Annotated in this window: 20 protein-coding genes and 1 tRNA gene; 10 read left to right on the top strand and 11 right to left on the bottom strand. The window is 71.0% G+C overall.

What is annotated here, in order from left to right; genetic code table 11:
- Positions 1–31: 31 nt before the first annotated feature.
- Positions 32–886 (bottom strand): 23S rRNA (adenine(2030)-N(6))-methyltransferase RlmJ, encoded by an 855-nt coding sequence (locus SM757_RS16220; RefSeq protein WP_066337881.1) that lies wholly within the window; start codon positions 884–886, stop codon positions 32–34.
- Between the two features lie 110 nt (positions 887–996).
- Between SM757_RS16220 and SM757_RS16215 the strand changes: the two genes are divergently transcribed.
- Together SM757_RS16215 and SM757_RS16210 are read left to right on the top strand one after the other, a co-directional pair.
- Positions 997–2,082, top strand: a complete 1,086-nt coding sequence (locus SM757_RS16215) for an alkene reductase (RefSeq protein ID WP_322466289.1) — start codon at positions 997–999, stop codon at positions 2,080–2,082.
- Between the two features lie 14 nt (positions 2,083–2,096).
- Positions 2,097–3,188, top strand: coding sequence for an AbrB family transcriptional regulator (locus SM757_RS16210; protein ID WP_322466288.1), 1,092 nt, complete (start codon positions 2,097–2,099; stop codon positions 3,186–3,188).
- A 68-nt stretch (positions 3,189–3,256) separates the two neighbouring features.
- Here the strand turns inward: SM757_RS16210 and SM757_RS16205 are convergent, their stop codons facing one another.
- The gene (locus tag SM757_RS16205) at positions 3,257–3,781 is read right to left on the bottom strand and encodes an MOSC domain-containing protein (RefSeq protein WP_322466287.1); all 525 of its coding nucleotides are present in this window, start codon (positions 3,779–3,781) and stop codon (positions 3,257–3,259) included.
- A gap of 333 nt (positions 3,782–4,114) precedes the next feature.
- On the opposite strand from SM757_RS16205, the gene SM757_RS16200 reads away from it, so the two are divergent.
- From SM757_RS16200 to SM757_RS16185, 4 genes are all read left to right on the top strand, one after another.
- Entirely contained in the window at positions 4,115–5,983 is a 1,869-nt protein-coding gene (locus tag SM757_RS16200) for a phosphoenolpyruvate carboxykinase (GTP) (protein ID WP_066337874.1), read from the top strand.
- A 120-nt stretch (positions 5,984–6,103) separates the two neighbouring features.
- Entirely contained in the window at positions 6,104–6,883 is a 780-nt protein-coding gene (locus SM757_RS16195; protein ID WP_066337872.1) for a YecA/YgfB family protein, read from the top strand.
- Positions 6,884–6,896: 13 nt separating this feature from the next.
- Positions 6,897–7,673 (top strand): metallophosphoesterase, encoded by a 777-nt coding sequence (locus tag SM757_RS16190; protein ID WP_322466286.1) that lies wholly within the window; start codon positions 6,897–6,899, stop codon positions 7,671–7,673.
- Positions 7,674–7,778: 105 nt separating this feature from the next.
- On the top strand, positions 7,779–8,201 hold the full coding sequence (locus SM757_RS16185; RefSeq protein ID WP_322466285.1) for a universal stress protein: 423 nt from the start codon (positions 7,779–7,781) through the stop codon (positions 8,199–8,201).
- Positions 8,202–8,271: 70 nt separating this feature from the next.
- Here SM757_RS16185 and SM757_RS16180 read toward each other — a convergent pair whose 3' ends face one another.
- Positions 8,272–9,192, bottom strand: a complete 921-nt coding sequence (locus SM757_RS16180) for a LysR family transcriptional regulator ArgP (protein ID WP_322466284.1) — start codon at positions 9,190–9,192, stop codon at positions 8,272–8,274.
- A gap of 74 nt (positions 9,193–9,266) precedes the next feature.
- Here SM757_RS16180 and SM757_RS16175 point away from each other — a divergent pair, with 74 nt between their 5' ends.
- Entirely contained in the window at positions 9,267–9,872 is a 606-nt protein-coding gene (locus tag SM757_RS16175; RefSeq protein ID WP_322466283.1) for a LysE/ArgO family amino acid transporter, read from the top strand.
- Between the two features lie 94 nt (positions 9,873–9,966).
- Positions 9,967–11,253, top strand: a complete 1,287-nt coding sequence (locus SM757_RS16170; RefSeq protein WP_066337867.1) for an Hsp70 family protein — start codon at positions 9,967–9,969, stop codon at positions 11,251–11,253.
- 23 nt (positions 11,254–11,276) lie between these two features.
- Here SM757_RS16170 and SM757_RS16165 read toward each other — a convergent pair whose 3' ends face one another.
- From SM757_RS16165 to SM757_RS16150, 4 genes are all read right to left on the bottom strand, one after another.
- The gene (locus tag SM757_RS16165; protein WP_322466282.1) at positions 11,277–11,960 is read right to left on the bottom strand and encodes a YecA/YgfB family protein; all 684 of its coding nucleotides are present in this window, start codon (positions 11,958–11,960) and stop codon (positions 11,277–11,279) included.
- A 199-nt stretch (positions 11,961–12,159) separates the two neighbouring features.
- Complete coding sequence (locus SM757_RS16160) at positions 12,160–12,585, bottom strand: hypothetical protein (protein ID WP_322466281.1); 426 nt, start codon at positions 12,583–12,585, stop codon at positions 12,160–12,162.
- Between the two features lie 32 nt (positions 12,586–12,617).
- Positions 12,618–13,376, bottom strand: coding sequence for a septal ring lytic transglycosylase RlpA family protein (locus SM757_RS16155; protein ID WP_322466280.1), 759 nt, complete (start codon positions 13,374–13,376; stop codon positions 12,618–12,620).
- A gap of 190 nt (positions 13,377–13,566) precedes the next feature.
- A tRNA-Arg gene (locus SM757_RS16150) sits at positions 13,567–13,642 on the bottom strand.
- A gap of 261 nt (positions 13,643–13,903) precedes the next feature.
- Between SM757_RS16150 and SM757_RS16145 the strand changes: the two genes are divergently transcribed.
- Positions 13,904–14,758, top strand: a complete 855-nt coding sequence (locus SM757_RS16145) for a c-type cytochrome (protein ID WP_322466279.1) — start codon at positions 13,904–13,906, stop codon at positions 14,756–14,758.
- Positions 14,759–14,824: 66 nt separating this feature from the next.
- Here SM757_RS16145 and SM757_RS16140 read toward each other — a convergent pair whose 3' ends face one another.
- The 4 genes from SM757_RS16140 to purU are packed head-to-tail and all read right to left on the bottom strand — an operon-like array spanning position 14,825 to position 17,742.
- Positions 14,825–15,397, bottom strand: coding sequence for a DUF2946 family protein (locus SM757_RS16140; protein ID WP_322466278.1), 573 nt, complete (start codon positions 15,395–15,397; stop codon positions 14,825–14,827).
- Between the two features lie 23 nt (positions 15,398–15,420).
- Entirely contained in the window at positions 15,421–16,383 is a 963-nt protein-coding gene (locus tag SM757_RS16135) for a YheT family hydrolase (RefSeq protein WP_066337861.1), read from the bottom strand.
- A gap of 8 nt (positions 16,384–16,391) precedes the next feature.
- Complete coding sequence (locus SM757_RS16130; protein ID WP_322466277.1) at positions 16,392–16,841, bottom strand: YybH family protein; 450 nt, start codon at positions 16,839–16,841, stop codon at positions 16,392–16,394.
- A gap of 16 nt (positions 16,842–16,857) precedes the next feature.
- The gene (purU, locus tag SM757_RS16125; RefSeq protein WP_066337859.1) at positions 16,858–17,742 is read right to left on the bottom strand and encodes a formyltetrahydrofolate deformylase; all 885 of its coding nucleotides are present in this window, start codon (positions 17,740–17,742) and stop codon (positions 16,858–16,860) included.
- Between the two features lie 53 nt (positions 17,743–17,795).
- On the opposite strand from purU, the gene SM757_RS16120 reads away from it, so the two are divergent.
- Positions 17,796–18,428, top strand: coding sequence for a sigma-70 family RNA polymerase sigma factor (locus tag SM757_RS16120; protein WP_066337857.1), 633 nt, complete (start codon positions 17,796–17,798; stop codon positions 18,426–18,428).
- The last annotated feature ends 152 nt before the right edge of the window (positions 18,429–18,580 follow it).

The raw sequence follows: 18,580 nt of genomic DNA, 5'->3' as shown, positions 1-18,580 counted from the left end.
GGCGGCGCAGTATCGGTGCGCCGCGGCCAGGTCAGGCCGCCTGCTGCTCGATGCTGAAGCGCGCCCCGTCGTGCTGCCCAAGCTTGTTGACCAGCACGGGCAGGCTCTCGGCCAGGGCGTCGTGCAGCGTGAACGGCGGGTTGATGACGAACATGCCGCTGCCCGTCATGCCGAAGCCGTTCGGCCCGGCCTGGGCCACGCTCAAGCTGGCGTTGAGCCAGCCCTTGGGCGCGGCGGCCGCGGCGGCGGTGAGCCGCTTGGGCAACTGTGCCGCTTCCACCAGTTGCAGTTGCGGGTACCAGACCAGGATCACGCACTGCGCGAAGCGCTGCAGCGCGTCGCGCACCGCGTGCACCACCTGGGCGTAGTCGGTCTTGAGCTCGTAGGACGGGTCGATGAGCAGCACGCCGCGGCGCGACGGCGGGGGCAGCTCGCGGGCGATGGCGGCGAAGCCGTCGCTCATGGACACCTGCGTGTGCGCCCGTGTGCCCAGGAAGGACTCCAGGATGCGGCAGTCCGTGGGGTGCAGCTCATACAGCCGCAGCCGGTCCGTCTCGCGCAGGATGCGCTGCGCGATGCCCGGCGAGCCCGGGTACTGCGTCAACTTGCCGCCGTCGTTGAAGTCGCGCACCAGCTGCACGTAGTCGGCCAGCGGCGCGGGCAGGCCGGAGGCTTCGCTCCACAGCGGCTTGATGCCGGTTTCAAACTCGTCCTTCTTGTGTGCATAGCGGCCTTGCAGCGAGTAGCCGCCGGCGCCGGCATGGGTGTCTATGAGGGTGTAGGGCTTGTCCTTCTCGTTCATGTAGCGCAGCACCTGGGCCAGGACCAGGTGCTTGAGGACATCGGCGTGGTTGCCGGCGTGAAAGGCGTGTCGATAGGCAAGCATGCGCGGCACTGTAGCCGTTGCACCCGCGGGCCTTACGCCGGCAGGGACTGCGGGTAAGTACTGAATCGCTTAGGCTGCGAACTTTCTCATTCCGTACACGCATCTTCAGCATGCCCAGCCTGTTCGACCCCCTACGCATTGGCGACATCGCCCTGGATACCCGCGTCGTGATGGCGCCGCTGACGCGCAACCGCGCCCCCGGCCACGTGCCCAACGCGCTGATGGTGGCGTACTACGCGCAGCGCGCCACGCCCGCCACCGGGGCCGGATTGATCATCACCGAGGCCAGTCCCATCAGCGATTTCGGCCACGGCTACCTGGACACGCCGGGCATCTACACGCCGGAGCAGGTCGCAGGCTGGAAGAAGGTCACCGACGCCGTGCACGCGCGCGGCGGGCGCATCGTGATCCAGCTCTGGCACGTGGGCCGCATTTCGCACGTCTCGCTGCTGCCGGGCGGCCAGCCGCCGGTGTCCTCCACCGCGCGCGCGGCCAACAGCAAGACCTACACCGCCAAGGGCTTCGAGCCGGTGAGCACGCCGCGCGCGCTGGCGACCTCGGAAATCCCCGGCATCGTGGCCGACTACCGCCATGCCGCGCGCTGCGCCATGGAGGCGGGTTTCGACGGCGTGGAAATCCACGCCGCCAACGGCTACCTGATCGAACAGTTCCTGCGCGACAGCTGCAACGACCGCACCGACGCCTACGGCGGCTCCATCGAGAACCGCACCCGGCTGCTGCGCGAGGTGGTGGAGGCCGTGACGGCCGAGATCGGCGGCAGCCGCACGGGGTTGCGCCTGAGCCCGGTGACGCCGGCCAACGACATCGGCCAGGACAGCAACCCGCAGGCGCTCTATGAGGCCGCGCTGGCGCAGTTGGCCCCGTACAAGCTGGCCTTCGTCCACGTGGTGGAAGGCGCCACCGGCGGCCCGCGCGACGTCGCTGCGTTCGACTACGCCGCGCTGCGCCGCCAGACGCAAGCCGCCTGGATGGTCAACAACGGCTACGACCGCCGCATGGCCATGGACGTCGTCGCCAGCGGCGCGGCCGACTTGGTGGCCTTCGGCAAGGCGTTCATCGCCAACCCCGACCTGGGCCTGCGCCTGCAGCGCGGCGCGCCGCTGAATCCGCTGGACGCCAACACGCTGTACGGCGGCGGCGCCAGCGGCTACATCGACTACCCGACGCTGGCCTGAAGGCCGCGCGGCCCATGGCCCTTGCCAGCCCCTTGCGCGCCGCCGCCCACACTTGGGCGCGCGGGCCGCTGACGCTGGCGCTGGCCGTCGCTGCCGCCCTGGTGTGCGAGCGGCTGCGCGTGCCGCTGGCCTGGACCCTTGGGCCGCTGCTGGCCACGGCGCTGGCCTGCTCGGCCGGCGCGCGGCTGGGCATTCCGCAGGTGATGCGCAACGGCGGCCAGTGGGTCATAGGCATGGCGCTTGGGCTGCACTTCACGCCGCTGGTGCTGCAGCAGTTGCTTGGGCTGGCACCGGCGCTGCTGGCCGGCGTGCTGTGGGCACTGCTGTTGGGCGGCCTGTTTTTCCGGCTGCTGCTCAGGCATGGCGGCGCGCCGGACCGTGCCACGGCGTTTTTTGCCGGCGCGATTGGCAGCGCCTCCGAAATGGCGGTGCTGGCCGAGCGCCATGGCGGGCAGGTGGACCGGGTGGCCGCTGCGCACTCGCTGCGCGTGCTGCTGGTGGTGCTGACGGTGCCGTGGGGGCTGCAGCTCGCGGGCTTTCATCCGTTGGAAGCGCGCGCCGGCATTCATGTGCTGGCGCCTGCGCAACTGGCGCTGCTGGGCGCGGCCACGCTGGGGGGCGCGCTGGTGCTGCGGCGGCTGGGCACGCCCAACCCGTGGGTGCTGGGGGCGCTGATCGTGAGCATGGCGCTGGCGGGCAGTGGCGTGCTGCCGGAGTCGGTGGTGCCGCAGTTCATGACCAGCGCGGCGCAGTTGCTCATTGGCGTGTCGCTGGGTACACGCTTCACGCCGGAATTCCTGCGCGCCGCGCCGCGCTGGATGGGCACGGTGGCCGCCGGCACGCTGGCGCTGCTGGCCGTCTCCGCCGGTTTTGCCTGGCTGCTGGCGCAGGTGGCGGGCCTGGCGCCCGCGGCGGTGCTGCTGGGCAACTCGCCCGGCGGCATGGCGGAAATGTGCATCACGGCGCAGGTGCTGCAGTTGGGCGTGCCGCTGGTGACGGCCTTCCACGTCATGCGCTACCTGGCCGTGCTGGTGCTCATGGGGCCGCTGTTCACGCTGGTGGAGCGGCGCCGGCTGCGCCGCCAGGCGCTGCGCGCGGCAACCTGACAGCGGCCGGATTGGAACGGCCCGCCGGGGCCGCCCGCTTGAAGGCCCGTCAGGGCCCGCTCTCCCACTCAACCTTTTCGGGCGCGGAACAGCTCGGCGATGTTCACGTCGCGCGGCCCGGGCCGCAGCGTGAAACGGTCGCCGCTGCGGATCGTGCCGCCGACGCGCACGCCCAAGTGAAAGCCGGTGAAGCCGGATTGCAACATCATGCGCACCGCGTGTTTGAAACCCAGGGCCGCATCCAGCTCGGGGCCGGGCACGTGGGGCTCGCTCACGGCGAGCTCGCAGCCGCTGTCGAACACCAGCACGTCGCCCACGCAGGCCTGGGCTTCGGTGAGGCCTTGCAGCGTCAGCGCTTCGCCCAACGCACCGTAGGGGAGGACCTCGCCCCATTCACCCGCGCGGGCTTGGGCGCGCAGCGTTTGCCACAGCGGGTAGTGCTCGGCGGGATAGGCGAAGAGGGCCCGTGTCAGCGTGGGTGCGGGCGGTTCGCCGGCAAGGCCGAAGCGCTGCACGTCCATGGCTTCGGCCGCAGGCCGGCGGCGGGGCTCGGCGCTGCCGTCGGCGCGGAGGATCAGGGTGTTGAGGCTCAAGAGCTGCATCGTGAAAAAAGTCAGGTGCCGGTGTCGGAATTGCACCACGGCATGTCGCTTGCCGCCGGGCGCACTCCAGCGTGAAAGACCCCACGTCCCTCCAATTGCCATGCACCAAGCTTGCGCTATCCCAGGTCCGGGGCGGTTACCACGCCATTACACTGCCGCCACACTGCACGCCCGGCGGTTGGAATCGAAGGCCGTACCCGGGCGAAACCGCCCCTGCGATCCAGGGCGCGTCGCACAGCCTGACGGTATTCGGCCAACTTCGCGCGAGGGCGAGGTTGACCCAATGCCGCCTTGTTTTTTCCAGAGTCAGAGATCGGAGTTCTCATGAACCAACCCGCCATGGAAGGCTTGCGCTTGAACGTTCCCGCTTATGTTCGTCACAGCCGTTTGATCACCTGGGTCGCCGAAATCGCTGCGCTGACCGAAGCCCGCGACGTGTACTGGTGCGACGGTTCTCAAGAAGAGTACGACCGCCTTTGCCAGCAATTGGTGGACGGCGGCACCATGAAGCGGCTGAATCCGGCCAAGCGTGCCAACAGCTACCTGGCCTGCTCCGATCCCAGCGACGTGGCCCGCGTCGAGGATCGCACCTTCATCTGCTCCGAAACCGCCGAAGGCGCCGGCCCGACCAACAACTGGATGGCCCCGGCCGAGATGCGCGCGCTGCTGCAGACCGGCGAGAACGCGCTGTTCCGCGGCGCCATGCGCGGCCGCACGCTGTACGTCGTTCCGTTCTCCATGGGCCCGCTGGGCTCGCCCATCAGCCAGCTGGGCGTGGAGCTCTCCGACAGCCCCTACGTGGCTGTCAACATGCGCATCATGACCCGCATGGGCCGCCGCGTGCTGGAGCTGCTGGGCGAGGACGGCGAGTTCGTCCCCTGCGTGCACACCGTGGGCGCGCCGCTGGCCGAAGGCCAGAAGGACGTGGCCTGGCCCTGCAACAAGACCAAGTACATCGTCCACTACCCGGCCACGCGCGAGATCTGGTCCTACGGCTCCGGCTACGGCGGCAACGCGCTGCTGGGCAAGAAGTGCTTTGCATTGCGCATCGCTTCGAACATGGGCCGCGACGAGGGCTGGCTGGCCGAGCACATGCTGGTTCTCGGCGTGACCGACCCGGCCGGCAAGAAGCACCACGTCGCCGCCGCCTTCCCCAGCGCCTGCGGCAAGACCAACTTCGCCATGCTGGTGCCGCCGGCGGGCTTCGAGGGCTGGAAGGTCACCACCATCGGTGACGACATCGCCTGGATCAAGCCCACCGCCGACGGCAAGCTGCGCGCCATCAACCCCGAGGCCGGCTACTTCGGCGTGGCCCCGGGCACCAACAGCAAGACCAACCCCAACTGCATGGACTCGCTGCAGCGCGACGTGATCTTCACGAACGTGGCGCTCACCGACGACGGCGACGTGTGGTGGGAAGGCATGACCGACGAGGCCCCGGCCCACCTCATCGACTGGCAGGGCCAGGACTGGACGCCGCAGATCGCCAAGGAAACCGGCCGCAAGGCCGCGCACCCCAACGCGCGCTTCACGGTGGCCGCCACCAACAACCCGGTGCTGGACCCCGAGTGGGACAACCCCGAGGGCGTGGTGATCGACGCCTTCATCTTCGGCGGCCGCCGCTCCACCACGGTGCCGCTGGTGACCGAGGCCCGTGACTGGGTCGAGGGCGTCTACATGGCCGCCACCATGGGCAGCGAGACCACCGCCGCGGCCGCCGGCCAGCAAGGCGTGGTGCGCCGCGACCCGTTCGCCATGCTGCCCTTCGCCGGCTACCACATGGGCGCCTACTTCAAGCATTGGCTCAACTTGGGCGCCAAGCTGCAGGAGCAGGGCGCCACGCTGCCCGGCATCTTCTGCGTCAACTGGTTCCGCAAGGGCGCCGACGGCAAGTTCACCTGGCCGGGCTACGGCGAGAACATGCGCGTGCTGCAGTGGATCCTGGGCCGCGTGGACGGCACCGCCCCGGCGGGCGAGGAGCACCTCTTCGGCACCACGCCGCGCTATGAGGACCTGAACTGGACGGGCCTCGCCTTCTCGCGCGAGCAGTTCGACAGCGTCACCAGCATCGACCGCGAGGCCTGGCAGCACGAGATCAAGCTGCACGACGAGCTGTTCGAAATGCTCAAGAGCCACCTGCCCGCCGAGCTGGCCGCCGCCAAGGCCCGCCTGGAGCAGCACCTGGCCGCCTGAGCCCCCGGCGCGGCATTTGCCCCGCTCTGAAGGCCCGCCCCGCGCGGGCCTTTTTGCGTTTTTGACGGCGCCGCCGGCCCTTTGCCGGCCGTGGCGGCGCCATCGCCGACAATCCCAACCATGAAACAAGACCTGACCGACCAGGAGCTCGGCGAGCTCGACGAGCTCCTCGCAGCCGCCCCCGAAGACCTGCAGCCGCTGGACGTGGTGATGCTCGATGGCTACCTCTGCGGCGTGCTGGTGCAGCCGCAGCTGCTGGACGAGGCCGACTGGCTGCCGCCCATCTTCGACATCGAGCAGCAGCCGCTGCCCGCCGACGTGGACGGCGCCTGGCTGGAGCGCTGCACCACGCTCATCCGCCGCCGCTACGAGGCGCTCAACCGCGCCCTGGCCGAGGACGGCGGTTTCGATCCCATCATCCTCGACCCGGACGTGCCGGAAGAAGAGGGCGAGGCTGCCGAGCCGGACGTGCCGCTGAGCGAGTACGAGCAGCAGGCCGTGGACGACGCCAAGGCGCTGCAGGCGTCGCTGCCGGAAACCTCCCGCCCGCTCATGCCCTGGGTGGCCGGCTTCCAGCACGCCACGCTGTGCTTCCCGGCGCTCATGGAGTCCGACGACGACGCCGTGGACCTCACGCTGGCGCGCATCTTCCGGCACCTGCCCGCGCAGTCCGACGAGGAGCGCGAGGTGCTCTCCACCATGGACAAGGAACTGCCCCTGGCCAGCGTGGACGAGGCCATCGACGACCTCATCATGGCCGTGGCCGAGCTGTGGGACCTGACCCAGGACCAGCGCTACGCCGTGCAGCAGGTGCGCCGCGACGCGCCCAAGGTCGGCCGCAACGACCCCTGCCCCTGCGGCAGCGGCAAGAAGTTCAAGCAGTGCCACGGCAAGGCCTGAGCTGAGCAAGCGCATGCGGCTGCAGCTGCTCTCCGACCTGCATCTCGAAACCGAGTCGTTCACTCCGCAGCCCGCCCCGGGCGCGGAGCTGCTGGTGCTGGCCGGCGACCTGGACAGCCGCTGGAAGGGGCTGGAACTGTTCGCCCACTGGCCGGTGCCGGTGATCTTCGTGGCCGGCAACCACGAGTTCGACCGCCGCGACATGGACGAGGCCTGGACCGGCCTGCGCGCGCGCTGCGCCGAGCTGGGTTTCACGTTGCTGGAGCGCGAGCGCCTCGTCTGGACCGCTGCCGACGGACGCCGCGTGCGCTTCGTGGGCACGGTGCGCTGGAGCGACTTCGAAGTCTTCGGCGCCTTGCAGCGCACCAAGGCGCAGCGCGCGGGCGGCTACTTCGCGCGGGTGCAGCAGTCCACGCGCGGCGGCGCGGTGTTCGACGCCGCCGCGGTGCGCGAGGAGGGCCTCCTGTGCCGCCAGTGGCTGGAGCAGGAGCTGGCCGAGCCGGCCGAGGGGCGCTGGGACGCCACCGTGGTGGTGACGCACTTCGCCCCCAGCCTGCGCAGCGCCGACCCGCGCTACGGCCGCCAGGCCAGCACGGCGAGCTTCTGCAACGCCGACGACGACCTCTTCCCCGGCGTGGACCTGTGGCTGCACGGCCACGTGCACCTGCGCCACGACTACGTGGTGGAGCACCCCGACGGTCGGCACACCCGCGTGGTCAGCCAGGCCCGCGGCACGGCCAACAAGGGAGAGCCGGACGGTTTTGACCCGTTGCGCCTCATAGAGCTGTAGGCCCCGGCCGTGGGCGCACGCGCGGCGTGCGCCTTGACTTTGGACAAGGCGCCCCGAGGAGTGCGTGCGACACTGGCCTTTCCAATACCCCCTGGAAGGCAGCACATGAAGATCCTCGTTCCCGTCGACGGCAGCCCCTACACCAAGCACATGCTGGCCTACCTGGCGGAGCACGAGGAGTGGCTCTCCGGGTCGCACCAGTACACCTTGCTGCACGTGGTGCCCGCGGTGCCGCCGCGCGCCGCAGCCGCGCTGGACAAGGACGTGGTCAAGGCCTACTACGACAGCGAGGCCGACAAGGTGTTCAAGCCCATCCGCGCCTTCTTCAAGAAGAAGGACGTGGCCATCGAGTACGTCAGCAAGGTGGGCCATGCCGCCGACCACATCGCCGGCCTCGCCGACAAGGGCCAGTTCGACCTGCTGATCATGGGCTCGCACGGCCACAGCGCCCTGGGCAACCTGGTGATGGGCTCCGTCGCCACCAAGGTCATGGCGCATTGCAAGACGCCCGTGCTGCTGGTGCGCTGAAAAGCGTTTCAACGGCACCGTCCGGCGCCCGCTGCGGCGCCTCGCCAAAGCGCCCTCCGGGGCGCTTTTTCTATGCCGCAGGCGGGGGCTCCAGGTCGCACCGCGCCTGGGCCAGCAGCGCCTGGCCTATGCGGTCCAGCAGCGGCGGCGCGGCCGAGGGTGCCTTGAGCGTCCACTGGTGCCAGTACAGCGCCACAGGCACTTGTGCCTGCGGCCGCAGCGCGACCAACTCGCCGCGCTCCAGCGCCGCGCGCACCTGCAGCAGCGGCAGCACGCCGATGCCCCATCCCATGAGCGTGGCCTGCATGAAGGCCTCGCTGGAGGGGACGTGGCGCTCCAGCAGGCGCGGCGCGCGCAGGTCCATCGCCCGTTCCACCCAGCGCTGGTGCATGTCGTCCTTGCGGTTGAAGACGATGAAAGGCATGGCCGCCACGTTGCCCTCGTGCAGGCCCTGCGGCAGCCGCTGCGCCAGGAAGGCGGGGCTCACGAAGGCGCCATAGGGCATGACGCCCAGCGCCTGCGCGCTGCAGCCGCGCAGCGGCTCGCGGCCCGTGCTCACGCAGCCCAACACCGAGCCATCGCGCAGCCACTCCTGCGTGAACGCCTGGTCGTCCACCAGCAGCTCCAGCGCCAGCGTTTCCTCCTGCTGCACCAGCGCGTCCAGCGCCGGCAACACCCAGGTCGCCAGGCTGTCGGCGTTGACGGCAATGGGCATTTTCAAGCGCGGCAGCGGCAGGCCCAGCTCGGCCGCGGCATCCACCCGCAGCGCCTGCCACTGCCGGGCCAGCCGCAGCAGCACCTGGCCCGCGGGCGTGAGGCGCAGCGGGCGCGCGCGCACCACCAGCGGCCGGCCCAATTGGGATTCCAGCACGCGCAGCCGCTGCGACACGGCCGATTGCGTCACCGCCAGGCGCTGCGCGGCGCCTTCGAAACTGCCCTCGTCGGCCAGCGCGGCCAGGCAGTCCAGTGCGGCGGAGTCCAGGTTGTCCATAAGCTGTTCTGATGAAGGCGGAGTTTCATTAAATCAGCTTCATGCGCGAGCCCAGGCTTTCGACAATGTGCGGCATGACTGTTTCAACTTCCGTCTTCGTCCAGGGCTGGCTCTCGATGGCCGGCCTGATCGTCGCGATTGGCGCGCAGAACGCCTTCGTCCTGCGCCAGGGCTTGCTGCGCGCCCACGTTGGTCCGGTGGTGGCGCTGTGCGCGCTGTCCGACGCGGTGCTGGTCTTCGCCGGCGTGCTGGGTTTGGGCGGGCTGCTGCGCGAGGCGCCCGCGCTGATGGCGCCGCTGCGCTGGGCAGGCGCCCTGTACCTGCTGTGGTTCGGCTGGAACGCCGCGCGGCGCGCCTGGCGGGGGGACAGCGCGCTGGCCGCGGGCGGCGCCTCGCAGAGCCGCGCCGGCGTGCTGCTGACCACGGCGGCGCTGACCTGGCTGAATCCGCATGTCTGGCTGGACACGGTGCTGCTCATCGGCGCATTGGGCGCGCAGCAGGCGCAACCGGCCGTTTTCGCCGCGGGCGCGTCCACGGCCTCGGTGATGTGGTTCACGGCGCTGGGCTTTGGCGCGGCGGCGCTGGCGCCCAAGCTCGCGCAGCCGCGCACCTGGCGCTGCGTGGACGCCCTGGTGGCGCTGGCCATGGGGGCCGTGGCCTGGCAATTGTTGGCGGTCTGAGCCGGGCGAAGGCCCGCGCGGGCCGCGGTTGAGAAGGGCGCGCCTACAATCGCGCCCTTTTTTCCGGCGCCCCTGCGGCGCTGCGCGAGTGCCCATGTCCTTCTGCGCCATCGATTTCGGCACCTCCAACTCCGCCGTGGCCGTGCCTGACCAGGCCGCCGCCGCGGGCGCCACGCGGCTGGTGGCGCTGGAGGGGCCTCAGCCCACCATGCCCACCGCCGTGTTCTACGCGGTGGACCCCGACTCGGCGGCCGGCCCCGAGCTGCACTACGGCCGCGCGGCCATCGCCGCCTACGTGGACGGCTTCGATGGCCGCTTGATGCGCTCCATGAAAAGCGTGCTGGGCTCGCCGCTGGTGACGCAGGACACGGACATTGGCGCCGGCCACCGCGTGAAATACCTGGACGTCATTGCCGCCTTCCTGCGCCGCTTGAAGGCACAGGCCGAAGGCGCGCATGGGGCGCCCATCACCCGCGCCGTGCTGGGCCGGCCGGTGTTCTTCGTGGACGAGGACGCCGCGCGCGACGCGGCGGCGCAAGCCTCGCTGGAGGCCGCGGCGCGCTCCGTCGGCTTCGAGGAGCTGCAGTTCCAGTACGAGCCCATTGCCGCGGCGCTGGACCACGAGCGCACGGTGCAGGGCGAGGAGCTCGTCCTGGTCGCCGACATCGGCGGCGGCACCTCGGACTTCTCGCTGGTGCGTGTGGGCCCAAAGCGCGCGGCGCGGCTGCAGCGGCAGGACGACATCCTGGCCAGCCACGGCGTGCACGTGGCCGGCACCGACTTCGACCGCCGCATCGAGCTGCTGTCCGTGCTGCCGGCCTGCGGGTTCAAGGGCCGGGGCCCGGGCGGGCGCGAGGTGCCCAGCGCCGTGTATTTCGACCTGGCCACCTGGCACCTGATCAATACCGTCTACACGCCGCCGCGTGTGGCCGAGCTGCGCGCCATGAAGGACTTTTATGCCGACGCGAACCAGCACCGCCGCCTCATGAAGGCCGTGCAGGAGCGGCTGGGCCACGCGCTGGGCGCGCTGGCCGAGGGCGCCAAGATCGACGTCGCGTCGTCCGGCCAAGCCCGAGTGGATTTGTCGCTGCTGGAGCCGGGACTGTTCTCGGAACTGGACGAGCCTCAGGCGCTGCAGGCGCTGGATGCCGATCTGCAAAGCATTGCCGACGCCGCTGTGGAAACGGTGCGCCGCGCGGGCGTGGCGCCGGACCGGGTGGACGCCCTGTACTTCACCGGCGGCTCCACGGGCTTGCAGCCGCTGACCAGCCGCATTGCCGCCGCCTTCCCGGCCGCGCGCAGCGTGCGCGGCGAGCGCTTCGCCAGCGTGGCCCAGGGTTTAGGGCTGCACGCGGCGCGCTGCTTCCAGGCGGGCGGTTGAGCGGCTGAGCGTCGGCGCAGGCCTCAGCGCCGTGGCGGCGGGCGGCGGGCGGGGGCGGGGGCGGCGCCCGCCGGGCGCGGGCGGTGCGTCTTGCGTGCGGGAGGGTTCACCTTGCGCGGGCGCGAGACGTCGGCCAGCAGCAGGCTGGCGCGCACCAGCATCTCCACGGCCTCGGCCATGTCGGCGGGCGGCTCCAGGGTTTCGATCTCGGCCAGCAGCTCGTCGGCGTCTTCCAGGTCCTCGGGGTCCAGGTGCATGAAGAGCTGCGCCAGCGGCTCCAGCAGCGCGGGGCCGTCCATGCGCATGAGGGCGGGGAAGAACTCCATGGCCGTGGCGAAACCGGCCACCCAGGGCATGACGGCCTCCGAGGGGCTGGCGTCCTCGTCCAGCTCCCACACCCAGGGGTCGAACCACTGGCGCTGGGCGATGGTGCGTTCCAGCTCGGCGTGGCGGCGGCGCACCAGGGCGTGCAGCCGCTGCAGCGACGGGGTGTTGGGCGGTTCGCGGCCGTCCGCATCGGTGATGTGGCGCAGCCACTGTGCGGGCGGGACGGTCTGGGGCTGCAGCAGCACGCCGACCAGGAAACCGTCGGTCATGGACACGTCCAGCGGCTCCAGCGGGGCGGGCACAGCGTCGAGCAGGGCTTCAAGCTCTTCCAGCTCGCGTTCGTCCAGTGGGGAAAGTTCGGGGGCGTTTCGCGGGCTCATCGCGGCATTGTCCCCTGGTCCGGGGGTTTGGCTCGTGCCGACCTTGCCTAAATTGCGAGAGTTGCCCAGGGCGCCGCACAGCCGTGCGGCGCACCCGGCCTGCCGGTCCCAACGACGTCCTTTTCATGAGGACTTCACGCGCCCACCCCGCAAGGGGCGGGCGTTTTTTTTGGCAGGCCGGGCCGGCACGCGCGGGGATTTAAAGGCGCCAGTCCAGGCGCTGAGGCTGGCTGCCCAGTTGCAGGCGGCGTTCCTGCACGGCGTCGCCGACGCGGGCCTGCACGCGGTACTCGCCCGGAGGCAGGTTGACCATGAGCAACGGGCCGGCCTGCGCCACCTCCAGCACGGTGGTGCCCTGGGCGTTGGCCACGCGCACGCCGTCGGCCACGGCGTAGGCGCCGCCGGAGGCGCTGAAGACGATGAGCAGCGGAAATTGCGGCCATTGCGCCATGAGCGCGGAGCGTTCCTCGTCGCCCGCACCGCCGTTGAGGTATTTCACGGCGGCGGGTGTTGCGACCGTCTCCACCATGCTGCCGGCGTCCGTGCCGGGCTGTTGTGCCCAGGCGAGGGCACCGCACAGCGCCCAAGCCAGGGCCAGCGCCGCCTTGCCTTTGTGCCGTGCCATGAAAGTCTCCGCAGCCTCGATGGCTGCAGAGACTAGGTGCGGGCCGACGTGCGGTCTGTCAGGCGGTGGCGCCGCAGCTTGTGGGACGGCGCCGACACGGCGGCGAGCTGCGGCTTGCGGGCCGCCTTCCCGGTGGCTTTGGCGGTGGTGGTCGTGCGGGTCTTCGCGGCCGTCTTGGTGGAGGCCTTTGCGGCCTTCGCGGCGGTCCTGGCGGCCACACGCCTGGAGAAGGACGTGGGTACCAGGCGGGAGGCCGTGGGCTCCTGGCTGGCGTGGCGCGCGCCGCCGTTGGCCAGCGGCTCGATTTCCACCTCGCGGTCGCTGCCCAGGATGCCCAGCCGCGCCGCGGCGGCGTGGCTCACGTCGATGACGTGGCCGCGGTTGAAGGGGCCGCGGTCGTTGATGCGCACCACCACCTCGCGGCCATTGGCCGGGTTGCGCACGCGGGCGTAGCTGTTGAGGGGCAGCGTGCGGTGCGCGGCCGTGAGCTCGGTGCGGTCGTAGCGCTCGCCGCTGGCGGTGCGGCGGCCGTGGAAGTGGTGCGCGTACCAGGAGGCGCGGCCGCGCTGCAGCAGTTGGCTCAACAGGGAGCGGGACGGCGCGGGGCGCTCGGCGGCGTCAGCGGGTTGGGCGGCGAGGTCGGCCGGTGTGGCGGCGGTGCCTTGCACCAGGTCTTGCGGCACTTGCGCGGGGGTGTCGGCCGCAGCGGGGGTGTCGGCCAGGGACGGGCCCGTGGCGCAGCCGGCCAGCAGGGCCAGCAGCAGGGCCAGTCGTTTCGTCGAGCGTTGCATCGGCGGCACCTTTCATGAAGGCGGCAAGGCCAGGCGCCGGCAAGGACGACCAGCCCAGCCGCAGTGCTGGCCGGGACACGCACACCCGACCGGTGGACAGAACTGCGGTGGATTGTTCGGACGCCTTCCGGAAAACCAGGGCCCGTTGCAGGCCGAAGGCGTCTGAGACTGCTTGAGTTGTTGGTGTTATTGGCGCGCCTGGCTGGGATCGAACCAGCAACCCCTGCCTTCGGAGGGCAGTACTCTATCCATTGAGCTACAGGCGCCGAAACCGCCATTGTAGCCATGCCGCGAAGCCCTACCGCCGCGTGCGTGCAAAGGCGTGTTCAAGCCGCTGCCTGGGCCGTGCACTCGGGGGCGCTTCCTTGCCGCACGGGACCGTGTGGCAAGTCGCGGCAAGCCCCGCCGCAGGCCCCTTTCTCCAGGGGGTGCGCCGATATACTTCGGCGGTTTTTTTGCGCCCCAAAGCGTGCGCGTCGTGCGCGCCGAGCCGCCGCCGGGCCCAACCGGAATTTGGCCGAGGATTTATGACCAGCAACAGCCACCACACCCCTGACCACGAAGCGCCGCACGAAGGTCCGATCAAGACGCCCAGGCAGCTCATTTGGGCCGTGCTGTTCGCCTTCATCGTGCCCATCGCCGGCATCGTGCTGCTGGTGACCTACGTGGGCGCGGGCAAGAAGCCCGGCGCGGGCTCCGACTTCATGGCCGCCGAGGCCGTGGCGCGCCGCATCCAGCCCGTGGGCACGGTGACGATCCGCGAGGCCAATGCCGGCGGCGCGGGCGTGCTCAAGACCGGCGAGCAGGTGTTCCAGGCCCAGTGCTCGGCCTGTCACGGCACCGGCGCCGCGGGCTCGCCCAAGTTCGGCGACGAGGCCGCCTGGGCGCCGCGCATCAAGAGCGGCTACGAGGCGCTGCTGAGCTCGGCGCTCAAGGGCAAGAACGCCATGCCGCCGCAAGGCGGCGGCGCGCTGAGCGAGGTGGAAGTCGGCCGCGCCGTGGTCTACATGGCCAACAAGGCCGGCGCCAAGTTCCCCGAGCCCAAGGCCCCGGCCGGCGACACCGCCGCCGCCCCGGCTGCCGCGGCTCCTGCCGCCACGGCGACGGCGGCCGCACCCGCTGCCGCGCCCGCGGCGGCCCAGGGCGATGCCGCCCCGGCGCTGTTCACCCAGACCTGCCAGGCCTGCCACGCCGCCGGCGTCGCCGGTGCGCCCAAGGTGGGCGACAAGGCCGCCTGGGCCCCGCGCGCCGCGCAGGGCATTGACGCCCTGACCGCCAGCGCCATCAAGGGCAAGGGCGCCATGCCGCCCAAGGGCGGCTCGGCCGCTTCCGATGCCGACATCAAGGCCGTCGTCACCTACATGGTCAACGCGTCCAAGTAAGCGCCTCGCGCTCCAACGAAAGCCGGCCCGCGGGCCGGCTTTTTCATGGGCGCCTCGATGCGCGCTTCAGGCTGCGGGCAGCTTGGGCGGCTGCGCGCCGGCCTGTTCCCAGCGGTCCACGAGGGCGGCGGGGCTCAGGCGGTAGTTGAAGCGCGCGGGCAGCTCCTCGAAGCGCAGCTCGCCGTTGAGCGTCCAGTGGCCCTGCTCCAGCGCCTGCGCGGCCAGGGGCACGTCCCGGCTGTGGACGAGCCCCAGGCCCAGGTCGGTGTCCAGGAAGAGGCGGCCCAGCTCGTCCAGCCAGGCGCCGCGCCACTGAGCCGCGGCGCCGTTGTGGGCCTGGATGTGGAAGGCATCGTCCAGGTGCCATACCCAGGGCGCGGCTTCGAGCTCCACGTACACGCGCTGCGGGCCGTTCTGGAAGAACCAGGCGCCGGCGCCGTCGCTCATGTAGTTGCGGCCTATGAAGGCGCACAGCGCCTCGTGCTCGATGCGGCTGCCCTTGGACTGCGGGAAGCCGCCGGCGGCCTGCGTGGCCTCGTCGCGCAGGAACCACTGGCCCCGTGCGTCCAGCCCAAGCCAGCCGCGGGCGGCGGGCACGTTGGGCCACTTGCTCATCGCGGCCTTGACGATGTCGTCCATGTCGGTATTTCCAAAAACTTCGTTCAGCGCGGCGACTGCAGCCAGCGCGTGACGGCGCTGGGCAGCGTGAGCACGTGGCCGGGCCAGGCGCCGTGCGGAAAGCCCACGTGCCCGCCGTCCAGCGGCTGCCACAGCGTCACATGGTCGCCCACTTCCTGCGGCCGCGGCAGGCTGGCTGCGGGGACGAAAGGGTCGTTGCGCGCGTTGAGCACCAGGGCCGGCACGCGTATGCGGTGCAGATGCGGCTTGGAGGAGCAGCGCGTCCAGTAGTCCTCGGTGTTGCGGAAGCCGTGGACCGGCGCGGTGAAGGCGTTGTCGAACTCGTAGAGCGTGCGCGCGGCCAGCACTTTGTCGCGGTCGCACAGCCCCGGGTGCTGCGCCAGCTTGGCCAGCGCTTTCGGCTTCAAGGTGTTGAGGAACAGCCGCGTGTAGACCAGCCGGTTGAAGCCCGCGCCGATGTGGTGGCCGCCGGCCATGAGGTCCAGCGGCGAGCTGATGGCGGCGACCGCTTGCACGCAGCGCGCGGCCATGTCGCCGCTTTCCTCGACCCAGCGCAGCAGCGCGTTGCCGCCCAAGGAAACGCCCACGGCCATGAAGGGCCGGCCGTGGCGCTCGCGCAGGCGCTGCAGCATCCAGCCGACCTCGGCATGGTCGCCGGAGTGGTAGGCGCGCGGCGCGAGGTTGATCTCGCCGGAACAGCCGCGGAAATGCGGCACCGCGTAGGCCCAGCCCAGCGCGCGCGCCGTGGCGGCGAAGGCTTGGGCGTAGTGGCTGCTGGACGAGCCCTCCAGCCCGTGGAACAGCACCAGCAGCGGCGCGCCGGGCGGGCCGCTTTGGAAATCCACGTCCACGAAGTCGCCGTCCGGCGTTCGCCAGCGCTCGCGCGTGTAGTTGGGGGCGGGGCCTTCGAAGCGGCGGGAAAACAGCGCTGGCCAGATGGTCTGCAAGTTACCGCCGGGCAGCCAGTACGGAGCGGTGTATTCCATCTCGGATTTCAGTGCAGGACTGGAGGAGCCTCGGAGATTTCCGGCGGCTCCTCGCTGGAGCCGCCGCTTGCATGGTGTGCCACCAGTCGCCAGCCCAACGCACCCTTCACGTAGACGTTGGTGGCCAGCACCCACGCGGTCAAGGGCCCCTCGGCCGTGAGCACTTCCACCCGCTCCAGCAGGTTGTGCACGGCGCAGCCCGCGGCCTGCACGCGGCGCACCTGCGCGGGCCGCACGTTGACGGGGCCCTCGGCGAACAGCGCCTCGAAGGTCGCGCGCACGGCCAGCGGCCCGATCACCCGCGGGCCGCCGGGGTGCACGCAGATGATCTCCTCGTCGTCGCTCCACACGGCCATGAGCCGCTCGAGGTCGCCGCGCTGCAGCGCCTCGTAGAACTCGGCCTCGATGTCCTCGGGCGAGGCCATGAGCGCGGCGGTCTGGGACTTCGGTCGCGCCATGGCGTTCGTTTCTCCGTCAGCGGAACACCACCGTCTTGTGCCCGTTCATGAGCACGCGGTGCTCGACGTGCCAGCGCACGGCGCGCGCCAGCACGACGCTCTCGACGTCGCGGCCCACGGCGGTGAGGTCGTCGGCGGAGAGGGCGTGGTCCACGCGCTCGACGTCCTGCTCGATGATGGGACCTTCGTCCAGGTCGGCCGTGACGTAGTGGGCCGTGGCGCCGATGAGCTTGACGCCGCGCGCATGCGCCTGCGCATAGGGCCGGGCGCCCTTGAAGCTGGGCAGGAAGCTGTGGTGGATGTTGATCGCGCGACCATGCAGCACCTTGCAGAACTCGGGGCTGAGGATCTGCATGTAGCGCGCCAGCACCACGAGGTCGATGCGCTCGCGCTCGATGAGCGCCTCGATCTCGCTTTCCTGCGCGCGCTTGGCCTCGGCGGAGGCGCCCGTGGGCAGCGGCAGGTGGTGGAAGGCGAGGCCGTAACTCGCGGCCAGCTCGGCGAAGTCGGGGTGGTTGGAGACGATGGCCGGGATGTCCACCGCCAGTTGCCCGCTGCGCCAGCGGAACAGCAGGTCGTTGAGGCAGTGGCCGAACTTGCTGACCATGAGCAGCACGCGCGGGCGCTGCGTGACGGCGTGCAGCTTGGCATCCATGCGGAACTGCTGGCGCATGTTGCCCAGCAGCCGCTCCAGCGTGGCGGCGTCGGCCAGGTGGGCCGGCGCCTCGAAGTGCACGCGCATGAAGAAGAGGCCCGTGGAGTCCTCCGCGCCGACGTCGCCGAACTGCTGCGAGTCGATGATGTTGCAGCCCGCCTGGTACAGCAGCCCCGAGACGGCATGGACGATGCCGGGTTGATCCTGGCAGGAGAGGGTGAGTATGAATTCCTGTTCGCGCGGCATGGCAAATGTTCCTTGCCGCGGATTGTAGGGAGGGGCCATCATCCGCCCCGCCGATGAAGACCCACCTCCAGGACTGGAACGAGCGCAGCCGCGAGCTGGCCGAGCTGCTTTCCCGCTGTGCGCTGGGTGAGCGCCGCGCCTTCGCCGCGCTCTACCAGCGCAGCAGCGCGCATCTGTTCGCCGTGGTGCTGCGTATCCAGCGCGACAGGGCCCAAGCCGAGGAGTTGCTCCAGGACATCTACGTGAGCATCTGGAAGGCGGCGGCCAGCTTTGACGCAGCCCACAGCCAGCCGCTGACCTGGATGACCAGCATCGCCCGCCACCGCGCCATAGACAGCCTGCGCCGCGCCCAAGCGCAGCCGCAGACCGTCTCCACCACCCCGCGCGACGAGGACGACGCGGCCCCCGAGCCGCCCGCCCCCGAGGGCGGCGGCCCGCTGGAGCTGCTGCAGCGCGCCAGCGACGCGCGCGAGCTCGAACGCTGCGTGCAGGCCCTCACGCCCCAGCAGCGCCAGAGCGTGGCGCTGGCCTTTTACGACGGCCTGAGCCACGCCGAGGTCGCCGACCGCCTGCACCAGCCGCTGGGCACGGTGAAGTCCTGGGTGCGGCGCGCGCTGGCCACGCTGCGCCAGTGCCTGGAGCGCGCGGCGCAGCGCGACACGGCGCAAGCCGGGCAGGCGCACTGATGGACTACGCCCGCCCAAACCGCGCCGAGGCCCTGGCCGCCCAATACGTCGCCGGCACCCTGCGCGGCCCCGCCCGCCGCCGCTTCGAAACCCTGCTCGCCGCCCATCCCGTGCTGCGCGCCGCCGTGGCCGACTGGGAGCGCCGCCTCATG

The organism is Azohydromonas lata (assembly GCF_034427735.1).
In the GTDB taxonomy this organism is placed as follows: Bacteria; Pseudomonadota; Gammaproteobacteria; order Burkholderiales; family Burkholderiaceae_C; genus Azohydromonas; species Azohydromonas lata.
Note: the sequence above shows the minus strand (reverse complement) of the source record. Positions and strands in the feature narration are given on the sequence as shown.

Bases quoted from the DNA above. Each gene is read 5' to 3' on its own strand.
- SM757_RS16220 (WP_066337881.1), bottom strand. From the start codon at position 886: ATGCTTGCCTATCGACACGCCTTTCACGCCGGCAACCACGCCGATGTC.
- SM757_RS16215 (WP_322466289.1), top strand. From the start codon at position 997: ATGCCCAGCCTGTTCGACCCCCTACGCATTGGCGACATCGCCCTGGAT.
- SM757_RS16210 (WP_322466288.1), top strand. From the start codon at position 2,097: ATGGCCCTTGCCAGCCCCTTGCGCGCCGCCGCCCACACTTGGGCGCGC.
- SM757_RS16200 (WP_066337874.1), top strand. From the start codon at position 4,115: ATGAACCAACCCGCCATGGAAGGCTTGCGCTTGAACGTTCCCGCTTAT.
- SM757_RS16195 (WP_066337872.1), top strand. From the start codon at position 6,104: ATGAAACAAGACCTGACCGACCAGGAGCTCGGCGAGCTCGACGAGCTC.
- SM757_RS16190 (WP_322466286.1), top strand. From the start codon at position 6,897: ATGCGGCTGCAGCTGCTCTCCGACCTGCATCTCGAAACCGAGTCGTTC.
- SM757_RS16185 (WP_322466285.1), top strand. From the start codon at position 7,779: ATGAAGATCCTCGTTCCCGTCGACGGCAGCCCCTACACCAAGCACATG.
- SM757_RS16180 (WP_322466284.1), bottom strand. From the start codon at position 9,192: ATGGACAACCTGGACTCCGCCGCACTGGACTGCCTGGCCGCGCTGGCC.
- SM757_RS16175 (WP_322466283.1), top strand. From the start codon at position 9,267: ATGACTGTTTCAACTTCCGTCTTCGTCCAGGGCTGGCTCTCGATGGCC.
- SM757_RS16170 (WP_066337867.1), top strand. From the start codon at position 9,967: ATGTCCTTCTGCGCCATCGATTTCGGCACCTCCAACTCCGCCGTGGCC.
- SM757_RS16165 (WP_322466282.1), bottom strand. From the start codon at position 11,960: ATGAGCCCGCGAAACGCCCCCGAACTTTCCCCACTGGACGAACGCGAG.
- SM757_RS16160 (WP_322466281.1), bottom strand. From the start codon at position 12,585: ATGGCACGGCACAAAGGCAAGGCGGCGCTGGCCCTGGCTTGGGCGCTG.
- SM757_RS16155 (WP_322466280.1), bottom strand. From the start codon at position 13,376: ATGCAACGCTCGACGAAACGACTGGCCCTGCTGCTGGCCCTGCTGGCC.
- SM757_RS16145 (WP_322466279.1), top strand. From the start codon at position 13,904: ATGACCAGCAACAGCCACCACACCCCTGACCACGAAGCGCCGCACGAA.
- SM757_RS16140 (WP_322466278.1), bottom strand. From the start codon at position 15,397: ATGGACGACATCGTCAAGGCCGCGATGAGCAAGTGGCCCAACGTGCCC.
- SM757_RS16135 (WP_066337861.1), bottom strand. From the start codon at position 16,383: ATGGAATACACCGCTCCGTACTGGCTGCCCGGCGGTAACTTGCAGACC.
- SM757_RS16130 (WP_322466277.1), bottom strand. From the start codon at position 16,841: ATGGCGCGACCGAAGTCCCAGACCGCCGCGCTCATGGCCTCGCCCGAG.
- purU (WP_066337859.1), bottom strand. From the start codon at position 17,742: ATGCCGCGCGAACAGGAATTCATACTCACCCTCTCCTGCCAGGATCAA.
- SM757_RS16120 (WP_066337857.1), top strand. From the start codon at position 17,796: ATGAAGACCCACCTCCAGGACTGGAACGAGCGCAGCCGCGAGCTGGCC.